The sequence below is a fragment of the Bacillus sp. z14 (2026) genome, assembly GCF_058313575.1.
In genome coordinates, this window is record NZ_JBZFQK010000007.1 from 1 (window position 1) to 18249 (window position 18249).

General features: G+C 39.2%; 20 protein-coding genes, 10 tRNA genes and 1 rRNA gene. 3 read left to right on the top strand and 28 right to left on the bottom strand.

Annotated features, from left to right (window positions below; translation table 11 throughout):
* The 12 genes from AC4G3O_RS16960 to AC4G3O_RS17015 all read right to left on the bottom strand — a co-directional run.
* Positions 1 to 328, bottom strand: a 16S ribosomal RNA gene (locus AC4G3O_RS16960); the annotation flags it as partial.
* Between the two features lie 113 nt (positions 329 to 441).
* Positions 442 to 515 (bottom strand) — tRNA-Gly (locus tag AC4G3O_RS16965).
* Positions 516 to 540: 25 nt separating this feature from the next.
* A tRNA-Pro gene (locus AC4G3O_RS16970) sits at positions 541 to 617 on the bottom strand.
* A 6-nt stretch (positions 618 to 623) separates the two neighbouring features.
* Positions 624 to 700: transfer RNA gene (locus AC4G3O_RS16975), tRNA-Arg, on the bottom strand.
* Between the two features lie 15 nt (positions 701 to 715).
* Positions 716 to 802: transfer RNA gene (locus AC4G3O_RS16980), tRNA-Leu, on the bottom strand.
* A 68-nt stretch (positions 803 to 870) separates the two neighbouring features.
* Positions 871 to 955, bottom strand: a tRNA-Leu gene (locus AC4G3O_RS16985).
* Between the two features lie 10 nt (positions 956 to 965).
* Positions 966 to 1041 (bottom strand) — tRNA-Lys (locus AC4G3O_RS16990).
* 4 nt (positions 1042 to 1045) lie between these two features.
* A tRNA-Gln gene (locus AC4G3O_RS16995) sits at positions 1046 to 1120 on the bottom strand.
* 68 nt (positions 1121 to 1188) lie between these two features.
* Positions 1189 to 1265 (bottom strand) — tRNA-Asp (locus tag AC4G3O_RS17000).
* 10 nt (positions 1266 to 1275) lie between these two features.
* Positions 1276 to 1349, bottom strand: a tRNA-Met gene (locus AC4G3O_RS17005).
* Positions 1350 to 1386: 37 nt separating this feature from the next.
* Positions 1387 to 1461, bottom strand: a tRNA-Glu gene (locus AC4G3O_RS17010).
* A gap of 203 nt (positions 1462 to 1664) precedes the next feature.
* Positions 1665 to 2129 (bottom strand): SprT family protein, encoded by a 465-nt coding sequence (locus AC4G3O_RS17015; protein ID WP_490558932.1) that lies wholly within the window; start codon positions 2127 to 2129, stop codon positions 1665 to 1667.
* Positions 2130 to 2243: 114 nt separating this feature from the next.
* Between AC4G3O_RS17015 and cmpA the strand changes: the two genes are divergently transcribed.
* Positions 2244 to 2363: a cortex morphogenetic protein CmpA gene (gene cmpA / locus AC4G3O_RS17020; protein WP_139063802.1), complete on the top strand. Its 120-nt coding sequence runs from the start codon at positions 2244 to 2246 to the stop codon at positions 2361 to 2363.
* A 20-nt stretch (positions 2364 to 2383) separates the two neighbouring features.
* On the opposite strand, the gene AC4G3O_RS17025 is transcribed toward cmpA, so the two are convergent.
* The 14 genes from AC4G3O_RS17025 to acpS all read right to left on the bottom strand — a co-directional run bounded on the left by AC4G3O_RS17025 (position 2384) and on the right by acpS (position 13597).
* A complete protein-coding gene (locus tag AC4G3O_RS17025) occupies positions 2384 to 4549 on the bottom strand; it encodes a Tex family protein (protein ID WP_491136491.1) in 2166 nt (721 codons plus the stop codon).
* A gap of 104 nt (positions 4550 to 4653) precedes the next feature.
* Positions 4654 to 5256 (bottom strand): PP2C family serine/threonine-protein phosphatase, encoded by a 603-nt coding sequence (locus AC4G3O_RS17030; RefSeq protein ID WP_225983640.1) that lies wholly within the window; start codon positions 5254 to 5256, stop codon positions 4654 to 4656.
* On the bottom strand, positions 5253 to 6053 hold the full coding sequence (gene sigB / locus AC4G3O_RS17035; protein ID WP_066102445.1) for an RNA polymerase sigma factor SigB: 801 nt from the start codon (positions 6051 to 6053) through the stop codon (positions 5253 to 5255). The genes AC4G3O_RS17030 and sigB overlap by 4 nt, the downstream gene beginning before the upstream one ends.
* Positions 6031 to 6504: an anti-sigma B factor RsbW gene (rsbW, locus tag AC4G3O_RS17040; RefSeq protein WP_066102448.1), complete on the bottom strand. Its 474-nt coding sequence runs from the start codon at positions 6502 to 6504 to the stop codon at positions 6031 to 6033. The genes sigB and rsbW overlap by 23 nt, the downstream gene beginning before the upstream one ends.
* Entirely contained in the window at positions 6501 to 6833 is a 333-nt protein-coding gene (locus AC4G3O_RS17045; RefSeq protein ID WP_066102453.1) for an anti-sigma factor antagonist, read from the bottom strand. Before AC4G3O_RS17045 ends, rsbW begins: the two co-directional genes overlap by 4 nt.
* A 62-nt stretch (positions 6834 to 6895) precedes the next feature.
* On the bottom strand, positions 6896 to 7906 hold the full coding sequence (locus tag AC4G3O_RS17050) for a PP2C family protein-serine/threonine phosphatase (RefSeq protein WP_139063803.1): 1011 nt from the start codon (positions 7904 to 7906) through the stop codon (positions 6896 to 6898).
* Positions 7907 to 7917: 11 nt separating this feature from the next.
* Complete coding sequence (locus AC4G3O_RS17055; RefSeq protein ID WP_066102671.1) at positions 7918 to 8319, bottom strand: anti-sigma regulatory factor; 402 nt, start codon at positions 8317 to 8319, stop codon at positions 7918 to 7920.
* A 4-nt stretch (positions 8320 to 8323) separates the two neighbouring features.
* A complete protein-coding gene (locus AC4G3O_RS17060) occupies positions 8324 to 8680 on the bottom strand; it encodes an STAS domain-containing protein (protein ID WP_066102458.1) in 357 nt (118 codons plus the stop codon).
* Entirely contained in the window at positions 8677 to 9513 is an 837-nt protein-coding gene (locus AC4G3O_RS17065) for an RsbT co-antagonist protein RsbRA (RefSeq protein ID WP_066102461.1), read from the bottom strand. The genes AC4G3O_RS17060 and AC4G3O_RS17065 overlap by 4 nt, the downstream gene beginning before the upstream one ends.
* Positions 9514 to 9850: 337 nt before the next feature.
* A complete protein-coding gene (locus tag AC4G3O_RS17070) occupies positions 9851 to 10213 on the bottom strand; it encodes a type II toxin-antitoxin system PemK/MazF family toxin (protein WP_066102464.1) in 363 nt (120 codons plus the stop codon).
* Positions 10206 to 10487: a CopG family ribbon-helix-helix protein gene (locus tag AC4G3O_RS17075; protein WP_049672447.1), complete on the bottom strand. Its 282-nt coding sequence runs from the start codon at positions 10485 to 10487 to the stop codon at positions 10206 to 10208. The genes AC4G3O_RS17070 and AC4G3O_RS17075 overlap by 8 nt, the downstream gene beginning before the upstream one ends.
* A gap of 160 nt (positions 10488 to 10647) precedes the next feature.
* Positions 10648 to 11820 (bottom strand): alanine racemase, encoded by a 1173-nt coding sequence (gene alr, locus AC4G3O_RS17080; RefSeq protein ID WP_066102467.1) that lies wholly within the window; start codon positions 11818 to 11820, stop codon positions 10648 to 10650.
* A gap of 123 nt (positions 11821 to 11943) precedes the next feature.
* A complete protein-coding gene (locus AC4G3O_RS17085; RefSeq protein WP_225983700.1) occupies positions 11944 to 12957 on the bottom strand; it encodes a LolA family protein in 1014 nt (337 codons plus the stop codon).
* A 286-nt stretch (positions 12958 to 13243) separates the two neighbouring features.
* Entirely contained in the window at positions 13244 to 13597 is a 354-nt protein-coding gene (gene acpS / locus AC4G3O_RS17090) for a holo-ACP synthase (RefSeq protein WP_066102473.1), read from the bottom strand.
* A 96-nt stretch (positions 13598 to 13693) separates the two neighbouring features.
* Here acpS and AC4G3O_RS17095 point away from each other — a divergent pair, with 96 nt between their 5' ends.
* Both AC4G3O_RS17095 and AC4G3O_RS17100 read left to right on the top strand, forming a co-directional pair.
* Positions 13694 to 14281 carry a rhomboid family intramembrane serine protease gene (locus AC4G3O_RS17095; protein WP_066102476.1) on the top strand — a complete coding sequence of 196 codons (588 nt, stop codon included), beginning with the start codon at positions 13694 to 13696 and terminating at the stop codon, positions 14279 to 14281.
* Between the two features lie 82 nt (positions 14282 to 14363).
* Positions 14364 to 15503, top strand: coding sequence for an AimR family lysis-lysogeny pheromone receptor (locus AC4G3O_RS17100; protein WP_066102479.1), 1140 nt, complete (start codon positions 14364 to 14366; stop codon positions 15501 to 15503).
* Here AC4G3O_RS17100 and uvsE read toward each other — a convergent pair.
* Positions 15463 to 16449 (bottom strand): UV DNA damage repair endonuclease UvsE, encoded by a 987-nt coding sequence (gene uvsE, locus AC4G3O_RS17105; RefSeq protein WP_491136492.1) that lies wholly within the window; start codon positions 16447 to 16449, stop codon positions 15463 to 15465. The two genes, AC4G3O_RS17100 and uvsE, sit on opposite strands and share 41 nt — an antisense overlap.
* A gap of 97 nt (positions 16450 to 16546) precedes the next feature.
* On the bottom strand, positions 16547 to 18040 hold the full coding sequence (gene cshA / locus AC4G3O_RS17110) for a degradosome RNA helicase CshA (protein ID WP_066102485.1): 1494 nt from the start codon (positions 18038 to 18040) through the stop codon (positions 16547 to 16549).
* Positions 18041 to 18249: the final 209 nt, after the last annotated feature.

Here is an 18249-nt window from a genome sequence, read left to right on the forward strand (position 1 = left end):
GTCCCAGTGTGGCCGATCACCCTCTCAGGTCGGCTACGCATCGTTGCCTTGGTGAGCCGTTACCTCACCAACTAGCTAATGCGCCGCGGGCCCATCCCTAAGTGTTAGCCGAAGCCAACTTTCCTTCCAACACCATGAGGTGTTGGAAACTATTCGGTATTAGCACCGGTTTCCCGGAGTTATCCCAATCTTAGGGGCAGGTTGCCCACGTGTTACTCACCCGTCCGCCGCTAATCTTCGGGAGCAAGCTCCCTCAGATTCGCTCGACTTGCATGTATTAGGCACGCCGCCAGCGTTCGTCCTGAGCCAGGATCAAACTCTCCGAAAGATGTTTGATCTAGCTAAATTTTAAAGCAAATTGACGAGATTTTAAAAATCTCTTGTTTTTTAGACTTGCTTGGCGTTTCGTTTTGTTTAGTTTTCAAAGAACAATCATATAATTGGAGCGGGTGAAGGGAATCGAACCCTCATCATCAGCTTGGAAGGCTGAGGTTTTACCACTAAACTACACCCGCGTATTTAATTTATTAGAGAAGTTGATGGTCGGGAAGACAGGATTCGAACCTGCGACCCCTTGGTCCCAAACCAAGTGCTCTACCAAGCTGAGCTACTTCCCGATATAATGGCGCGCCCGAGAGGAGTCGAACCCCTAACCTTTTGATCCGTAGTCAAACGCTCTATCCAATTGAGCTACGGGCGCATAATTTAATTTGGTTGGTGCGGCCGAGAGGACTTGAACCTCCACGGGGTTAACCCCCACTAGGCCCTCAACCTAGCGCGTCTGCCATTCCGCCACGACCGCGTTTTGTTATAACGCGACGACAACAATCATTATAGTATTTATTCCACCGTAATTCAAGTGGTAATAAATGGTGCGGGTGAAGGGACTTGAACCCCCACGCCGTAAGGCGCCAGATCCTAAGTCTGGTGCGTCTGCCAATTCCGCCACACCCGCATATTTATAATGGTGAGCCATGAAGGACTCGAACCTTCGACCCTCTGATTAAAAGTCAGATGCTCTACCGACTGAGCTAATGGCTCTAAATGGCTGGGCTAGCAGGATTCGAACCTACGAATGACGGAGTCAAAGTCCGTTGCCTTACCGCTTGGCTATAGCCCAAAGGTGTTTTATAACACACTTTTTATTATAATCACTTTTCTCTTATAAGATAAGTGTTATTTTATAAATGGCGGTCCGGACGGGACTCGAACCCGCGACCTCCTGCGTGACAGGCAGGCATTCTAACCAACTGAACTACCGGACCATTTGTTTAATTGCGGGGACAGGATTTGAACCTGCGACCTTCGGGTTATGAGCCCGACGAGCTACCAGACTGCTCCACCCCGCGACGATATTAATCTCGCTCAAACAATCTGAGGTTTGATTGGTGACCCCTACGGGATTCGAACCCGTGTTACCGCCGTGAAAGGGCGGTGTCTTAACCGCTTGACCAAGGGGCCGTTCATTACTAACTTTCAGTCTCTCAAGCACTTTCTCATCTCTTCACGAGAACTTCAAGCGCCCCAGTCGACTTTATCTATTATAATGAATCTCTTTTAACATGTCAACACTTTTTTTAAAAGTTTTTTTCGTTAAAGTTTGATGTCATTTTTGCTTTCGGCTTTAATAAGGCCGCTCAAATAAGTTACCATGTTAGCAAGGTCTATGTCAACGATTTTTTTAAAATAATTTTTCCACGACATTTTCCACATACATATTTCTTTGTATCAAGCTTTCTTTTTCGTCGATATTCCAGACCGCAAGATCGGCATTCGTATAGCCATTTCACAGGCCGTACAGCACGGATATTGCTTTCCAGGGCTGAGCAAAAACGAGGTGAGTTGGTCTTTGCCATCAATTGTTTAAAGTCCCGATCTCCATGCCTGTATCCCTTCCCTTGCAGGTGCAGGTGATAATGGCATAATTCATGTTTAATAATTCCCTTTATCTCTTCCATTCCTAGTTCATCTAAGTATCTTCGATTAATCTCAATATTATGGCTCACTAATAAATACCGTCCGCCTGTTGTCCTTAATCTGTTATTAAAGATTGCCTTATGAGTGAATGGTATCCCAAAATCCTCTATGGATATTTTTTCAACTAATTTCTGTAATTCCCGGTCCGTCATAAGTTAAACCTCCACACTTTTAAAGTAACAAACCCGGCGGCTGTTACATACAATAAACTAACCATGGGCTTATCACCTATTCATAGTACATCATTTATGAAAGGAGGTCTAAATATGCCTGCTTGGTTGCAAAACCAAATCCAAAGAGCCTTTCTTGAAAAAAACAGCAAGCAAGTGCAACTATTGAATCAATGTTGGTTTTTTTATAAAAAAAGCATTGCCCAATACGATTAAGGCAATGCTTTACGTTCATATTAGCCGGCCGGATTTATCATTGTAAGGGCAATTCGTTCTTTAGGTATATCAACTTGATCAACCCAGACAGTAACCACATCCCCAACTGATACAACATCCATTGGGTGCTTTACATATCGATTGCTCAATTTTGAGATATGAACTAGACCAGCCTGCTTTACGCCGATGTCAATAAATGCGCCAAAATCAACGACATTACGAACAACACCTTGAAGCTCCATCCCTTGCTTAAGATCCTCCATCTTCAGCACATCGGATTTTAATAGAGGTGCAGCCAATTCGTCACGCGGATCTCTTTCTGGTCTCATCAAGGCATCCAGAATATCTCCCAATGTGATTTCGCCAATATTCAATTTCTCCGCCATTTCACTTTTCTTCACCGTGGTTAGAGCTTCTCTTAATCGTTCACTTCCTAAATCATCCGTTGTGAAACCGAGCATTTTCAACAAAGAACGAACGGACTGATAGTTTTCAGGATGTATGGATGTCCGATCAAGCGGCTCTTCCCCACCAATTACTCTTAAAAACCCAATGGCTTGTTCATAGGTTTTCGCACCAAGCCTTGGAATCTTTTTTAAAGAAGCTCGATTTCGGAAAGCTCCTTCTTCCTCTCTCTTTTTTACGATATTTTGGGCTACAGACTTGGAAAGACCCGCCACATATTGCAATAGGGAAGGAGAGGCTGTGTTCACATTAACCCCCACTCGGTTTACTGCCGTTTCAACCACAAAACCAAGTGACTCATTCAGTTTTTTTTCTGAAACATCATGTTGATATTGCCCAACACCTACTGATTTAGGATCTATCTTCACCAATTCTGCCAAGGGATCCTGTAGTCTTCTTGCAATCGAGACCGCACTTCGCTGCTCCACCTGTAAATCCGGAAACTCTTCTCTTGCGATATCCGATGCCGAATAAACACTTGCACCGGCCTCATTTACAATTACGTAATAGATTTTTTCACTTTGCTTCTTCAACGTATCTGCAATGAATTGTTCTGTCTCTCGAGATGCTGTTCCGTTCCCGATTGTGATGATTTCTATGTTATATCTTTTGAGTATAGACAGAATAGCCTCCGTTGCCTCTTTCTTTTTAGCTACTGGCGGATGCGGATAAATCACTCCTACCTCAAGCATTTTCCCTGTAGGATCGACTACTGCATATTTACAGCCTGTACGATAAGCCGGATCTACACCCAATACCATTTTTCCCTTTAAAGGCGGCTGAAGCAGTAAATTTCTGAGATTCTCAGAAAAAATATAGATAGCTTGGTCTTCAGCCTTTTCCGTCAACTCATTACGAATCTCCCTTTCAATAGAAGGCTGAATCAATCGCTTATAGCTATCTTCTATTGCTTCCTTCATAATCACTGCACTCGGATTGGCTGTATTCAAATTCATTTTTCTAGCGAGATAATCCAGTATTTTCTGTGTATCGGTTTTGATGGAAACTCGAAGCACTCCCTCTTTTTCACCACGATTAAGTGCCAAAATGCGATGAGGAACTATTTTTCCTATTGCTTCATCATAGTCGTAGTACATCTCAAATACCTTTTTCTCATCTTTCTTCTCATCTTTACTAACAGATTTAATCAAGCCAAACTTAAATGTTTCATCCCGAATCCATTTTCTGAAAGAGGCATTATCAGAGATATTCTCTGCTATAATATCTTTCGCACCATCTAAAGCTTCTTCTGGCGTTGTCACTCCCAACTCCACATCAACAAATTGAGCAGCTTTTTCAAGTGGGTTTGCAGTTTGAGGAGCTTCCATGATCCATTTCGCCAACGGTTCTAATCCTTTTTCTTTTGCGACCGTTGCTTTTGTGCGACGCTTTTGCTTAAAAGGACGATACAAATCTTCAATAGTTTGCAGTTTTACTGCCTTGATGATTTCACGTGATAACTCCTCTGTGAGTTTCCCTTGCTCCTCAATAATACGCAGGACTTCTTCCTTTCTTTTTTCCAAATTATCGAGATAGGTCCACCGCTCAGAAATTGTTCTAATTTCAACCTCATCCAATGAGCCGGTCATTTCTTTTCGATAACGCGCTATAAATGGAATCGTATTACCATCCTCTAAAAGCGCCAATACATTGGATACTTGACTCCCCTTCACTGAAAGCTCTGACGCTATATATTGAACCAATTCACTCTTCGACTTCATTAACAAACCTTCCCTCTGCAAATAATTACCTTTATAGTATCATAACCTTTTCTGCTACAAATACTGGACTCTCATAAATAACACAAAAAAGAAGTCTCTTATAATTATAAAAGACTCCCAAAAATGAATGTAATATCATCGTTCAAGGCACTATTTTGACTTTCTAATTTTTTCGCAGTTTCTTCAAGAGAACTAGCATTTCGCAGGAAATTTTTCGTCCCCTTCATTTCAAATCCATCGGAGTGAATGAAAAATTTAGTGGACGGAGTATATGTAAACTGTTGAGTATGGAATTTCTGCTTTCTTCCAGATAAATATCCGGTTACAGGTAGGGGATAGATCATTTTATCATTTGGAGGATATAGATAGAAACGGATATTACCAACACAGCTGTACTGAAATTCTTTCTTTTTGAAGTCCACTTTTAAAATAGCGACAGCGGCGCCTCGCTTTCTTAGCAGGGCCTGATTACATCGTTCCATAATATCTCCAACATCCTCGCTCTGATACTCCCGAACTACATTAGTAACTGCCCGAGAGGATTCATGAGCAAACTCCCCTGATCCTAATCCATCTGCGATGACACAAATAAAGTAATCATCCGTCACTTCATAAAAATAGTCATCACCACATAACAGCTTTCCTTGTTTAGGTGATTGAGACACAATTAATTGCACTCTACTATCCCTTAGCACTTCTTGATTCACCGTATATACTCCGAATTCTCAGCATTAATGGCTTCCTGCAGTTTTTTTATAGCACGGCGTTGAAGACGGGATACATGCATTTGAGATATACCTAATCGATCTCCCGCTTCCTTTTGACTTAGATTTTCTAGATAGGTGTATTGTATGATTTTCTTTTCGCGATCTGACAATACATGGAGAACTTTCTCCAAAACCAACCGCTGATTCACCTTTTCATATCCTTCATCCACATTTCCGAAGATATCTAACAAAGTGACTGTTCCGCCGTCTGAATCCGCCTCGATTGAGTGATCCACTGATAGCGCCTGATAACTTTTACTCATTTCCATCGCTTCTAAAACTTCTTCCTCAGAAACTTCTAAGTACTGAGCAATTTCTTCAATCTTAGGAGAACGATGCAATTCTGAGGTAAGTTCTTCAACAGTCGACTTGATTTTTGGACCAAGCTCTTTAATTCTGCGAGGAACGTGAACACTCCATGTTTTATCACGTAAAAAGCGTTTAATCTCTCCAATTATCGTCGGGACAGCAAAAGCCTCGAAGCTTTTTCCGAAGGAATCATCATACCTGCGAATCGCACCCAGCAATCCAATCATGCCAACCTGGGCAATATCCTCATGATATGATTTTCCCTTTGAATACTTTCTCGCAATCGTTTCAACTAGCCCGGTATAGTGCTGAACAAGTTGAGCCTGTGCTTCTTCATCTCCATGGAGTTGATAGGCTTTAATCCATTCCGTGACTTGGTCTCTCATTTGTGCCTTTTTCTCATCACTAGTTTGAGATTGTTTCTGCATCACTCTCCACCTGCTCTCCCTCAAGAAACTTCGTCATGAATACTGTCACACCTTCATTATGGTGTATTTTCACTTCATCCATGAGCGTTTCAATCAGATATAGACCTAATCCTCCTTCTCTTAAGAATTCCACTGATTGGTCTCTCTCATAAGGCCCCAAGCCTTGTCGCACCTCTTCAAAATCACAGCTTTCGCCATTATCGACTACCATTACTTCAAGACGGTCTTCATATAATCCAAAGCCTATGATAACTTCCCCATCTCGCTCGCCCTTGTACGCATGCTGAACTGCATTTGTACAAGCCTCGCTCGTAGCAATTTTCAAATCTTCTATACTATCATATGAAAACCCCATACGGCTGGCTATTCCTGATAAAGTTAATCTCATTACCCCGATAAATTCAGGTTTTGCAGGTATCTTCATTTCAATATATTCGTATGTTTCACTCATTGCGTTCCACCCTCTGCATGGCTTTTTATATGGATTATATCCGCTAAACCAGTGATTTCAAAAAGACGATGTAATCTCTCTGATAGTCCGATGATTCTAAAATCCCCATTGTGCGCTCGAACATTTTTAAATAATCCTACAAATACCCCAAGACCTGTGCTGTCCATATAAGAAACATCGGTTAAATCAATAATCATGACTACTTTATCTTGATCCGACAAAGGAAATAGTGTCTCTCTTAACTTCGGTGCTGTGTATGCATCTATCTCGCCTTTAACATTTACATGTATTTCAGAATTTACATTCTGTACATCAATAGAAATATTCATGAATTTGTACCTCTCCTCAAAAAGTCATGTTCCGCTATCCTTCTTTACCCGAAATTATCCACTTAAAACTTCCGTCTCATAATTATCAAGGTGAAATCATCTCTTAATTGAAAATGTTGCATCTTTTCCAACTTTTTATAGAGATTGTTTACAATGGTTTGGGCATCTAAATGAATAGATTCCCGAATAAATTGAACCAACGTATCTCTTTCTATAAATCCCTCATTTGTCCTGCACTCTGTTACCCCATCAGATAGAAGGATAATCATATCGCCTATTTCAATCTTTCTTTCATATTGCCTGTATACTGTTTTTTTATCTACACCAAGCAACAGACCCTTAGCAGTTAACTCGGTAAATTCATTTTTTTCGTAATTATAGAAAAATCCCGGTTCATGGCCTGCTGAAGCATATGTAAAAATATGATTTGAGGGATCATATAGACCATAAAACATCGTTATGAACATACTCGGTCCAACATTTTGCTCCACAACACGGTTAATACTTTCCAGAACACTCGCTGGGGATGTGCGATGCTCCGGCAAAGAATCCATCGCGTACTTAATCATGGACATACATAACGCCGCCGGTATCCCTTTGCCAATAATATCAGCAATCGCTACAGCCACTCGATTATGCTCATCCTGAACAAAATGAAAATAATCTCCGCTCATATGCTTAGCCGGAACACTTATGGCTCCAATTTCAAGATTTTTTAGTACAGGAACTCGCGTTTCCAATAAAGTCTGCTGAACATTAGCCGCTATCTCCATCTCACTCTTCAGTTCTCTTTGTTGATGGCGGAGACTCTGTAATTCACGAAAGGCTACACCATACTCCATCATAATTTCCAACAAAAAATCAAAAGAGTGGCTGACTTCTTCCGAAATATCAGGAAGTATTTCTTTTAGCGTATTTTTATGCAAACTTATTATCTCTTCAGGTGATACCATCTGTTCTATAGCTTCTTTGCTGATTTTATGTCCGAGATATAACGCTTTTTCCGTATGCTCTTTCAAGTAATTCGAGAGAGCTTCACGGTATCTTTCCTCCATGCACTCTCTATTTTCCACATACCTTCCCCCTATCGGAGCCATTTAGTAGACATTATTCGCGTACCCTTTCCAACATCAGAGTCAATATCAAAGTCATCCATCAATCTCTTGACTCCCGGCAAACCAGCTCCCAGACCTCCCGATGTTGTATATCCATCTTCCATTACTCTTCTTATATCACTTATTCCCGGACCATTATCCTCTGCTATGACTCTGAGACCCGTTCTCCCATTGTCATAGACTTTTTCAATGCATATTTGGCCCTGCCCTGCATAGAGATAGATATTCCTTGCTAATTCACTTATGGTTGTGGTTATTCTTGCCTGATCCACGGTGCCAAACCCCAACTCTTTGGCCACATTTCTGCCCACTTGTCGGGCTGCAACAATATCCCACTCATTAAGAATTTTTACGTAGGATTGGGTGCTCATCATGCTAGTCCCCCAGTTCCTTTTGTAATTTCTCCAAACCCTTTTCAAGATCCAAAGCTGTCATCACATCGGATAATGTAATGCCCAATTCAATTAATGTGATGGCAACTGCAGGCTGTATCCCTGTAATCACTACTTTTGCTCCCATTAATTTTGACATGTCAATGACATCGCCAAGGACTTTAGCTATAAAAGAATCAATGATATCTACTGAAGTTAGATCAATCACCACTCCATTTGCATTTGTTTCATGTATCTTATGCAGTAAATCCTCCTGAAATTGCAGCGCTGTTGCATCATCCAATTCCCATTGAATAGAAATCAGGAGACAATCATGCAACTTTAATATCGGAATCCTCATACTAATTCCTCCGGGGTTACGATAATTTTTCTATTTGTAATTTCCAGGGCAGCCTCTACACCCTTTTTCAATGTATTTTTAGTTATGATTTCATCTAAGTTAATGCCGAGGTTGACAATTGTTTGAGCAATCTCCGGACGTATTCCCACCAACATACAACGGGCACCAACCAAACGAACAGCCTCTGCTGCCTGAATAATATGATGAGCCACCATAGTGTCAACAACAGGCACTCCAGTAATATCAATCAACACTACCTCAGAACGATGCTTTACTACGCCATCCAAAAGATTTTCCATAATTTGTCTCGCGCGTTCTGTATCTATTGTACCTATAAGAGGCATTACAGTAATCCCTTCAAACACAGGAATAAGAGGTGCTGATAATTCCTGGAGTGCAATTTTTTGCAAAGAAACGGTTCGTTCCCACGTAGATGTATAAACATTCAGAATTTCATTATTTAAAGGGGTAATCCACTCGTCAAAATCCAGCACAATCTCAAGCTGATTTTCCTTTGTCATTACCCCTTCATTTACCATACCGTCTGTAACAACTACATTAAATGCTTTCAATCCCTCATTCACAAATGTTAACGGCCAGCCTAAACGAATAATTTTAGCTGCAAAATCACTAAGTTTCACTTTAAATTCTTCATCAGAATCTTTAATATTAGAAATCAGCACTTCAATAAATTCATTACTGGTGTGAATAAACATTTGATCTGAAACAATCTTCACGACTCGATCATCCGCTTTATCCTTTACACGTTCAATCCACTGCTGCAAAATGATGTCTTTATGACCCTGGATATAGTTTTGCACAAGTTTATTCATTAGTTCCTCCTCCATCAAGTTTTCTGTTAGATTCTTTTATATGGATACATGCACTTTAATTTATTTAATAATTTCAAAAAAACCATATTCACAAACTATTATAAACACTTAAAAAGGAAATAGGAAATCTTAAATTCCTTCGTAATATTGCCGTAATACAGCAACAACGTATTTGTAATTTCTATAACCTGTACTTCATTCCCTTTTTGTCACTAACTTAAACCAAAAATAAGTTTTTCTAAGTTAAAAAGTGCAAAAAAAACTGCCAAGAATTCGGATTCTTGGCAGCCTAACCTTCAACACAGAAGTATATTTATTATTTATAATCTTTTTACTATTACAATTCCACGAGTCCCAGACTGATTTGGAGCGCATTATCAACCTTACGCATCATTTCATCATCCAGCTGTGTTATTTTATCTGTCAATCTCTGCTTATCAATTGTTCGAATTTGTTCAAGTAAAATAACAGAATCGCGTTCGAATCCATATTTTTGGGCGTCAATTTCTACATGGGTCGGCAGTTTCGCTTTTTGTATTTGAGCCGTAATTGCCGCAATAATTACGGTAGGGCTAAATCGATTTCCGATATCATTCTGAATAACAAGTACAGGTCTTACCCCTCCTTGCTCAGATCCAACCACTGGAGACAAATCAGCGAAATACACATCACCACGTTTAACATTTAAACCCTTATTCACCGCTAACTAAACGCTCCACAGCATGTTCAGCTTCATATTCTGCCTGGAAAGCTTCTGCAGCCATAGTTAAATTAATATTGGCCATCTCCATATATCCACGGCGCATGGATTCGCGAAACTCTTTCTTTTTGCGTTCTTGCAAATACATTTTAGTTGCTTGATAAATAAATTCGCTTCGATTCACATTTTCTTCTCTCACGTATCCATCCAACTCACTTAGCAAATTTTGGGGCAAGCGTATTAGAATTTCCGTAGTTGCACTGGACTCAGACACAGGCAAACACCTCCACCATCACTACAAACCACATAGTTCTTTACTATTATATCTTACCATTATTACTTCTGCATGCAAAGGTGTCTAGTACATTTCTTTCTTATTATGAGGCTAAATAGTTGTCCTTTATTCATTATTCATGCACATATGTGTTAAATAATTAATAATGAAATAACTGATTTACAGTTTCAACAATTAAACCATCCTGCTTATACACTCGAGGGACTCTGCTTGATAGTTGACAAATAACCTCGTAATTAATCGTTTCTAATTTCTCGGCGATCTCATCAACTGTAATTGTCTCATCACCATCGTTCCCGATAAGAGTAACCACTGTATCCTCAGGAACAGACTGATCTAATTTAACCATGCACTGATCCATACAAATGCGTCCGACAATAGGTGCTCTATGTCCTTTAACCAGTACAGATTGCCCAGATAGTTTTCTGATCCATCCATCCGCATATCCAATAGGCAAAGTGGCTATCCATTCAGGCTCACTCGCTGTATACGTTGCACCGTACCCAACTGTATCACCCATTGAAATCTTCTTGATTTGCTTTATCTTTGTATAAAGAGATAAGGCAGGCTTCAACGTTACTGGGAGGTCTTTTGATATTTCCGGTGATGGACTTAAGCCATACATGGAAATACCAAGCCTTACTGTATTGAAATAGGCATCAGGATATCTCATAGCTGCCGCACTATTACTAGTATGAATGTAAGGCGGCAAGTATTCCATATTATCAAGAATCTCCTTGAATTTCAACAATTGGTTTTGAGTTTTGTCCAAGTCCAGCTCATCTGCACTGGAAAAATGAGTGAATATACCTTCAAGATGAATATAATCTTGATTCTTAAGCATATATTCTATTTCTTTCATCTCTTGTATATTCCTTATCCCAAGTCTGCCCATGCCTGTATCAATTTTTATGTGTATATTTAGCGGTTGCTGTATATTTTCTTCCTGTAAATATGCTATAGCTTTCCCTATCCAATCAATGTCATGTACATTTAAAGAGATATTGTACTGCACGGCTACCTTGGAGTCTTCCGCCCTAGTGGAACCTAGTACTAAGATCGGCACTTTTATACCTGCCTGACGAAGCCTGATCGCCTCATCCAAGAAAGCTACGGCCAAACTGGTTGCTCCGGCACCTAATGCCACTTCAGCCACTTGCCGATCTCCATGTCCATATGCATTTGCCTTTACAACCGCCATGATGTCAGTAGTTTGAGGCAACAGATGCCTAATCTGTTCAACGTTATGCTTTATATGATCTAAATTGATTTCTGCCCATGTATCTCTATAGGATAATTGACTATTTTTCATAAGAGGTTTACCTACCTTTAGATGATTATAATTTGATTATTCCCCTTAATGAAAGGATAGTCAATTCATTCCTCAGAAACTAAAAAGAAATAGACCTGCCTTTATTAACAGGTCCATCCACTTCTATTTTTCTGCAGTTTCCTGCACTGATTTCGCAACCATGATCATCTCGTCTGATGTGAGATTTTTTGCAGCGAGCATGAAATCTATCCCTTCATAAGACCAGGATATTGAGTTTTCTGTCATATTGCCAATTGTGAATCCTAAATCAACCGGCTCACCTTCTGCTATGGTGACCGCAGCTTCTTTGACAATCTTTGATTTAGTTTCAATTAACGTGTATTGTTTTTCATCACCCGCAAATGTCAGAACGGCTCGTTTTCCTTCCTCTGTTTTGATCATTTTCTCTCCTGCAGGCTCCACACCCTGTATCTCGGCTGTTGGATATTGAGCTTCAAAATCAATATCTTCTTCAGAAGACATTACCGGCACTTCCAATTGCGCTCCTGTCATATTCTTTTTCACATCAAAATCACTATTACTGTAATTCGGATTGAACTTCGTTTTTTCAAATTCAACCTGAACTAATGCATTACGATCAGAATCCATTACATCTACACTTACAGGCTCTAGTGTTTTGCGGTCAAATTTCACGACCTGCAATGGAAGCATCTTATTGTTCTGATATCTTGTTTTTGTCTCAAACACATAACTATCATCTGTTGCCTTAAAGGTTGCATCCTTATCAACAGTTACATCTGTAATTAAAGACTCATACAGATAGGCCTGCGAGCTGTTTTTTGGCCACTCACTTTGAAACTTAAAACTTTTATTAAGCGCTGGAGTTAATACAAATACCCCTTCTTCATTCCGCAGGATGATTTGACTTTGATCCTTTTGAGCATTTTTCAAGTTTACCCGGTAATTTGATGGAGATTGATACCATACTTCCACATCATATACTTGTGGTTCTGTACCCATTTTTAAAGTCATTTTCGCATCTGCTTTGTATCCCTTTAATTCATTCATCTTTTCCGTTAACGCATCCACAACTTCAGTTTGCGATTTTTCCCCGCAGCCTGCTAAGACCAACATAAATCCCAATGTCAGCGTCAGCATCATTAACCTCCTCAAGATCTCATCCCCTTTTAACAGTAGTAAGTAAAAGGGAGAGGAAAGCCCGATCCGGTTTGTTCATTTACATTCCAGTACATTTTTAAGATACATCCTTTCAAAACATTCTTTATTTCTGCTATTCTTATGTTAATTCAATAACGCTGTTGAAAGCCCGCAAAGAGTGTTTTATCTTAAATACATATGGGTAGTAAATGTCCAAAACAAGGCCTTGTCTCTCCAATTCGTTAATTGAATATATGAGACAATCCTTCTGAATATGTGCTTGCGGGGGACAAACAATTTATTTTTATCGTTTTTCAAGTAGAACCTGGGCAGCCGCATATTGTTTAGTATGGGTAATACTTAAGTGTGCCTTTACCTCTAAAGGATGTTTGATAATCGGTTTACCATTCTTGTCAGGAATAATGCTAATATCATGGAACGATAGTTTACCGCCGATACCTGTACCATTTGCTTTTGAAAATGCCTCTTTAGCAGAAAATCGTCCGGCAAGCCACTCGATTTTTCGATTTTCACCAAGTGACAGATAGTATTCCTTTTCATCTTCAGTTAGTATACGATCAACAAATTTCGGCTGCCGTTTAAGAATATCTCTCACTCTCTCAAGTTCAATAATATCGATACCAATTCCAACAATCATTGGTTCACACCCTCACAATTTATATAGCTATTTTAGTTTAAACATTACCTCATTATAAATGATTTACCAAATCTTATTATGTTAGGATGATGTCTTTTGTTCACTCGTACCGAAAGTTTCGGGCAATTTATCCGTTTTTACCCGGGAGTCAGTCTTTTAACAGCTGTGTGTATAGTTCTTTTTATTATCACTTCTTTACCAATCTCTCTTGGAAGAGATCTTTACACCTTATTAAGCGGAGTTAACTTATTCATTGCAGAGGGTGAATATTGGAGATTGGTCACACCAATCTTTCTTCACATTGGCTTTTCCCATCTATTATTCAATAGTTTCTCCTTAATTATTATTGGTCCTGGACTGGAAAATATATTAGGTACATTTAGATTCAGTCTCCTTTTTATACTGTCCGGTACCCTTGCGAATGTTCTTACATTCTTTGCAGAACCTTTAATGTATGCTCATGTGGGAGCCAGCGGTTCCATTTATGGGCTATTTGGATGTTTTGCCTATATCATCTTTTTTAGAAAAGATTTAATTTCGCAGCAAAATTCACAGGTTATACTAGCTTTAATTATTATCGGGGTAGTCATGTCTTTTTTCCAATCATCCATTAATATCACAGGGCATATTGGCGGCCTTATAATGGGCTTTGCACTCTCCCGTCTATTTTTAGTTAATCGATAATTAGATGAATCTATTTCCTCTCTAGGAAAAATTAACTATAATAGAAATAGCATCTTTAAATTAGAGAGAGAAGGTAGAAGCTATGGATTTATCATTCAGTGAATTTTTGATTCCTCAACCCATAAAAGGAAATGGCCAAGAATGCCTTACATTTTCTATCCCTGAATGGATGAATTTATCTGACACCTTCTCTATTCATACATATGAACAGTATCATCCAATCTATGTCATGCAGGCAATGGCTTCTGTATCACTAACAAATGAAAAGGAAGCCTTCAAAATTGTAAAATCATATTACTGCAAATGTACATCTGGAGTAGTTCAGAAACTCTTTGTCCTGGAATATTTATTCCGTTTAGGATGCATGGATTGGATTAAAACATTAATACTCGAAGATTCCTCCAACCCAGAAAATAATGAATTAAGAAATGTATTTTCTATTTATATTGCTCAGGCAGAGGCTCAGATCGATAACTCAGAGCTTATTGATCAAGCATTTAATCTGTCTTCAAGCTGTTTAGAAATTAATATTGCTTCTATCATTTCACATATGTATGGGATTAGTCAGTTAAGATTGCAAGAGCCACTCAATAAATTAATAAAGGCTGTCGAACCCATGCTTTTACTATGTAAAGAGGAGGATTTGCTGTCTATCTTTAAAATACAGCTTGGAGAAATGTATTTAGTCTCTATGTTATGCAGCAGCACAAATCCAGAGAACGTTCGAAACGCCTGCCAACAATACTTTAACAATAAAGATTTATTGCAACAATTCCCTACTCTGGAAATCAGCCTGTCTCACATCATAGCTCATTCTTATATGTTCGATAGCTTCCCTATAGCAAAAGAATGGGTTACGAAGGGATTAGCTCTGCTGAAAAATGTCCATATGCAACGCAGACCTTATTTGGAGGCTTCACTTAATTGTTCTTTGGATATATTCAGGAGCTTATGGCGCAGAGAATTGGATATACAACCGACATCCCCATCTGAAAAAGCCTATCGTTATATGGTAACTGGCCAAACACATCTAGGAAGCAAGATATTAGAGACTTTGCAAACAGAAAAAGGATCACTCACCCTTTTCGAACACTTTTATTTAGCTATTGGTAAAGGTCCTCATGAATTACGAGAGGCACAGAACCTTTTCATACATAGCCGTAATTACTATTATGCCAAGCTTATCGACTTTCATTTGTCACAGGCTCATACGAAAATATAGCACCATCCATTATTTTAAAGCCATCTAGCAATTTTAATTGCTCAATCAACTTGAAAACAGCAAAATCTTTATGCTTAGCCTCCAGCATACAATCAACTTGGCTTGTCAAATTAATATTCCCCTGCACTAATTCCATCATTTCTTCTTTTTGCACATGATCAGCATGTGCTTTTTTATTTTTTTCATTCTTCGGGGATGAAAGATGGACTTTAACAGGCAAGCTTGAATTACTCCAGGTTTGCACAATCCTTGGCCAGTGATCTTTCCAATCTCCCTGACAGTTTTGTTTATGATGGTGTAAATCAAATACCATTGGAATGGATAGTTTTTCACATAGGTAAAGGGTATCCTGTATGCCAAATAGCGTATCATCATTTTCCAATATAATCATTTCCTGAATATCCGCAGGCACATATCCCCAATTATGAATAAATTGTTCAAGAGCTTGTTCCTTATCTTGATATAAACCACCAATATGTAATACACAACGATGTTTTGGCGATAATCCAAAAGCTTTTAGTAATCGAAAATGCATCCTTAATGTCTTAATTGATGTTTTCAAGATATTCTTATCTTCACTATTTAAAACAACGAAGTGATCCGGATGAAAATCAATTCTCATATGAGAATGCTTTTTTAGATATTCTTTAATCGCACTTGTTTCCTCTTTTATACCGTCCATATAATTCCAATCTTCTAAATCCGGATGGTTGGCAAGTGGTATTAATTTTGAGGAAAATCGAAAGAATTGGATACCATTTACTTCATTATGAATTAATAAACGAAGGCAGTTTTTAAGATTGGTTTTTGCAATTTTCTCCAGTCTTTTTATAGCGGCTTCTCTATTTGCCAGCTTGCTGAATTGCGCATATGTCATTGTTTTTGAGGGGGATGCATTTTTCAATTCCATACTCATAGCTACATAACCTAAGCGAATAATAGTCATAAGATTTACTCACCTCCTATGCTTATTATGAACAATGGAAGGTAATTCATTACAAAAAGGCCAATCCTAATGTGTAGGATTGGCCTTTATTTAAATCTTATTTACTTGTGTTTTTTGGTTTAGAGTTTGAGTAAGACTTTCTGCGTCCACCTTGATTGGTGCTGCTGCTGCGTCTTCTGTCTCCGCCACCACGGCTATCTCTGTCTCCGCCTCTGTTATATGGACGTTTGCTTCCGCCACCTTTTCCGCCTTTATAGCCATCTTTGCGGAATGGAAGTGGTCTCTCTTCTGAGATGGTTACAGGCTTTTCATCCGGCTCTCTAATGAACAATTTCAATGCTGCAGCAACTAATTCCTCTGCAGTATGATCTTCTATCATTTCTTTAGCCAACGGAAGATATGCCGTTAAGTCCTCAGAAGAAACAACATTGTACAATTTTTCTTTTACAGTTCTTTGCTGTCCTTCAAGCGCATCTGTAACAGTTGGAGCTTTTATACGCTCCATTTTCTTTTTAGTGGTGCGTTCAACCACTTCAAGATAAGACATTTCACGTGGAGTTACGAATGTAACTGCCATACCTTCTTTACCCGCTCTTCCTGTACGTCCAATACGGTGAACATAACTTTCAGGATCCTGAGGAATATCAAAGTTATAAACATGAGTAACACCGGAAATATCAAGACCACGTGCAGCCACATCCGTAGCTACCAATATATCGACTGCTCCCTCTTTAAACTTGCGTAAGACTGACATACGACGTGCTTGTGTCAAATCACCATGGATTCCTTCAGCTGTATAACCACGTACTGTTAATGCTTCTGCTAATTCATCAACACGACGTTTAGTACGGCCAAATATAATAGCTAATTCCGGCGTATGGATATCAATTAGACGAGTTAATGCATCGAATTTTTCTCTTTCCGGAACACGTACATAATATTGGCTGATTGCCGGTACAGTCATTTCTCTCGCTTTTACACGAACTGTTTTTGGTTCATGCATGAATCTTTCGGCTATACGACGAATTGGATCAGGCATAGTTGCAGAGAACAATAGAGTTTGGTGATTATCTGGAACAGAAGATAGAATAGATTCAATATCTTCAATGAATCCCATGTTCAACATTTCATCTGCTTCATCAAGAACTACAGTATGAACATTGTTCAAACGAATTGTTTTTCTGTTAATATGATCCAACAGTCTGCCTGGTGTACCCACGATGATATGCGGACGTTTTTTTAACGCACGGATTTGACGAGTTATATCCTGACCGCCATATACTGCCAGAACGCGGGAACGGTTGCCTGCTCCGATTTTGTAAAGCTCTTCAGAAACCTGAATAGCAAGTTCACGTGTCGGTGCAATGATTAATCCCTGAATTTCGTCTCTTTTTACATCGATTTTTTCAATCATCGGAATTCCAAACGCAGCAGTTTTACCAGTACCTGTTTGAGCTTGTCCGATTAAATCCCCACCCTGCAATGCAAGTGGAATCGTTTCAGATTGGATTGGAGTTGCTTCTTCAAACCCCATGCCTTCTACTGCTCTTAATGTGTCGCTGCTAATTCCTAATTCACTAAATAATGTCATTAATTTTTCTACCCCCAAGATAGGTGTTATTTTAACAATTGCTTCAATATATTTTTCATTCCTGTAAAACAGGATTACGGTCAATTTAATCATGCCTGTTGCACAGGGTTCGATCTCACAAAAAAAAGCGGCCGTCAGTATCCCGGCAGCATGAGTTCATAAGTCCAATTCATTTGGAAAATTTTCATGAAACGCATGTATTTAACTTA

Excerpts from the sequence above, each read along its gene's own strand:
- cshA (WP_066102485.1), bottom strand. The coding sequence starts at position 18,040 with ATGACATTATTTAGTGAATTAGGAATTAGCAGCGACACATTAAGAGCA.
- sigB (WP_066102445.1), bottom strand. The coding sequence starts at position 6,053 with ATGCAGAAACAATCTCAAACTAGTGATGAGAAAAAGGCACAAATGAGA.
- cmpA (WP_139063802.1), top strand. The coding sequence starts at position 2,244 with ATGCCTGCTTGGTTGCAAAACCAAATCCAAAGAGCCTTTCTTGAAAAA.
- AC4G3O_RS17045 (WP_066102453.1), bottom strand. The coding sequence starts at position 6,833 with ATGAATATTTCTATTGATGTACAGAATGTAAATTCTGAAATACATGTA.
- rsbW (WP_066102448.1), bottom strand. The coding sequence starts at position 6,504 with ATGAGTGAAACATACGAATATATTGAAATGAAGATACCTGCAAAACCT.
- AC4G3O_RS17060 (WP_066102458.1), bottom strand. The coding sequence starts at position 8,680 with ATGAGGATTCCGATATTAAAGTTGCATGATTGTCTCCTGATTTCTATT.
- AC4G3O_RS17055 (WP_066102671.1), bottom strand. The coding sequence starts at position 8,319 with ATGAGCACCCAATCCTACGTAAAAATTCTTAATGAGTGGGATATTGTT.
- AC4G3O_RS17025 (WP_491136491.1), bottom strand. The coding sequence starts at position 4,549 with ATGAAGTCGAAGAGTGAATTGGTTCAATATATAGCGTCAGAGCTTTCA.
- AC4G3O_RS17100 (WP_066102479.1), top strand. The coding sequence starts at position 14,364 with ATGGATTTATCATTCAGTGAATTTTTGATTCCTCAACCCATAAAAGGA.
- AC4G3O_RS17065 (WP_066102461.1), bottom strand. The coding sequence starts at position 9,513 with ATGAATAAACTTGTGCAAAACTATATCCAGGGTCATAAAGACATCATT.
- AC4G3O_RS17015 (WP_490558932.1), bottom strand. The coding sequence starts at position 2,129 with ATGACGGACCGGGAATTACAGAAATTAGTTGAAAAAATATCCATAGAG.
- uvsE (WP_491136492.1), bottom strand. The coding sequence starts at position 16,449 with ATGACTATTATTCGCTTAGGTTATGTAGCTATGAGTATGGAATTGAAA.
- alr (WP_066102467.1), bottom strand. The coding sequence starts at position 11,820 with ATGAAAAATAGTCAATTATCCTATAGAGATACATGGGCAGAAATCAAT.
- acpS (WP_066102473.1), bottom strand. The coding sequence starts at position 13,597 with ATGATTGTTGGAATTGGTATCGATATTATTGAACTTGAGAGAGTGAGA.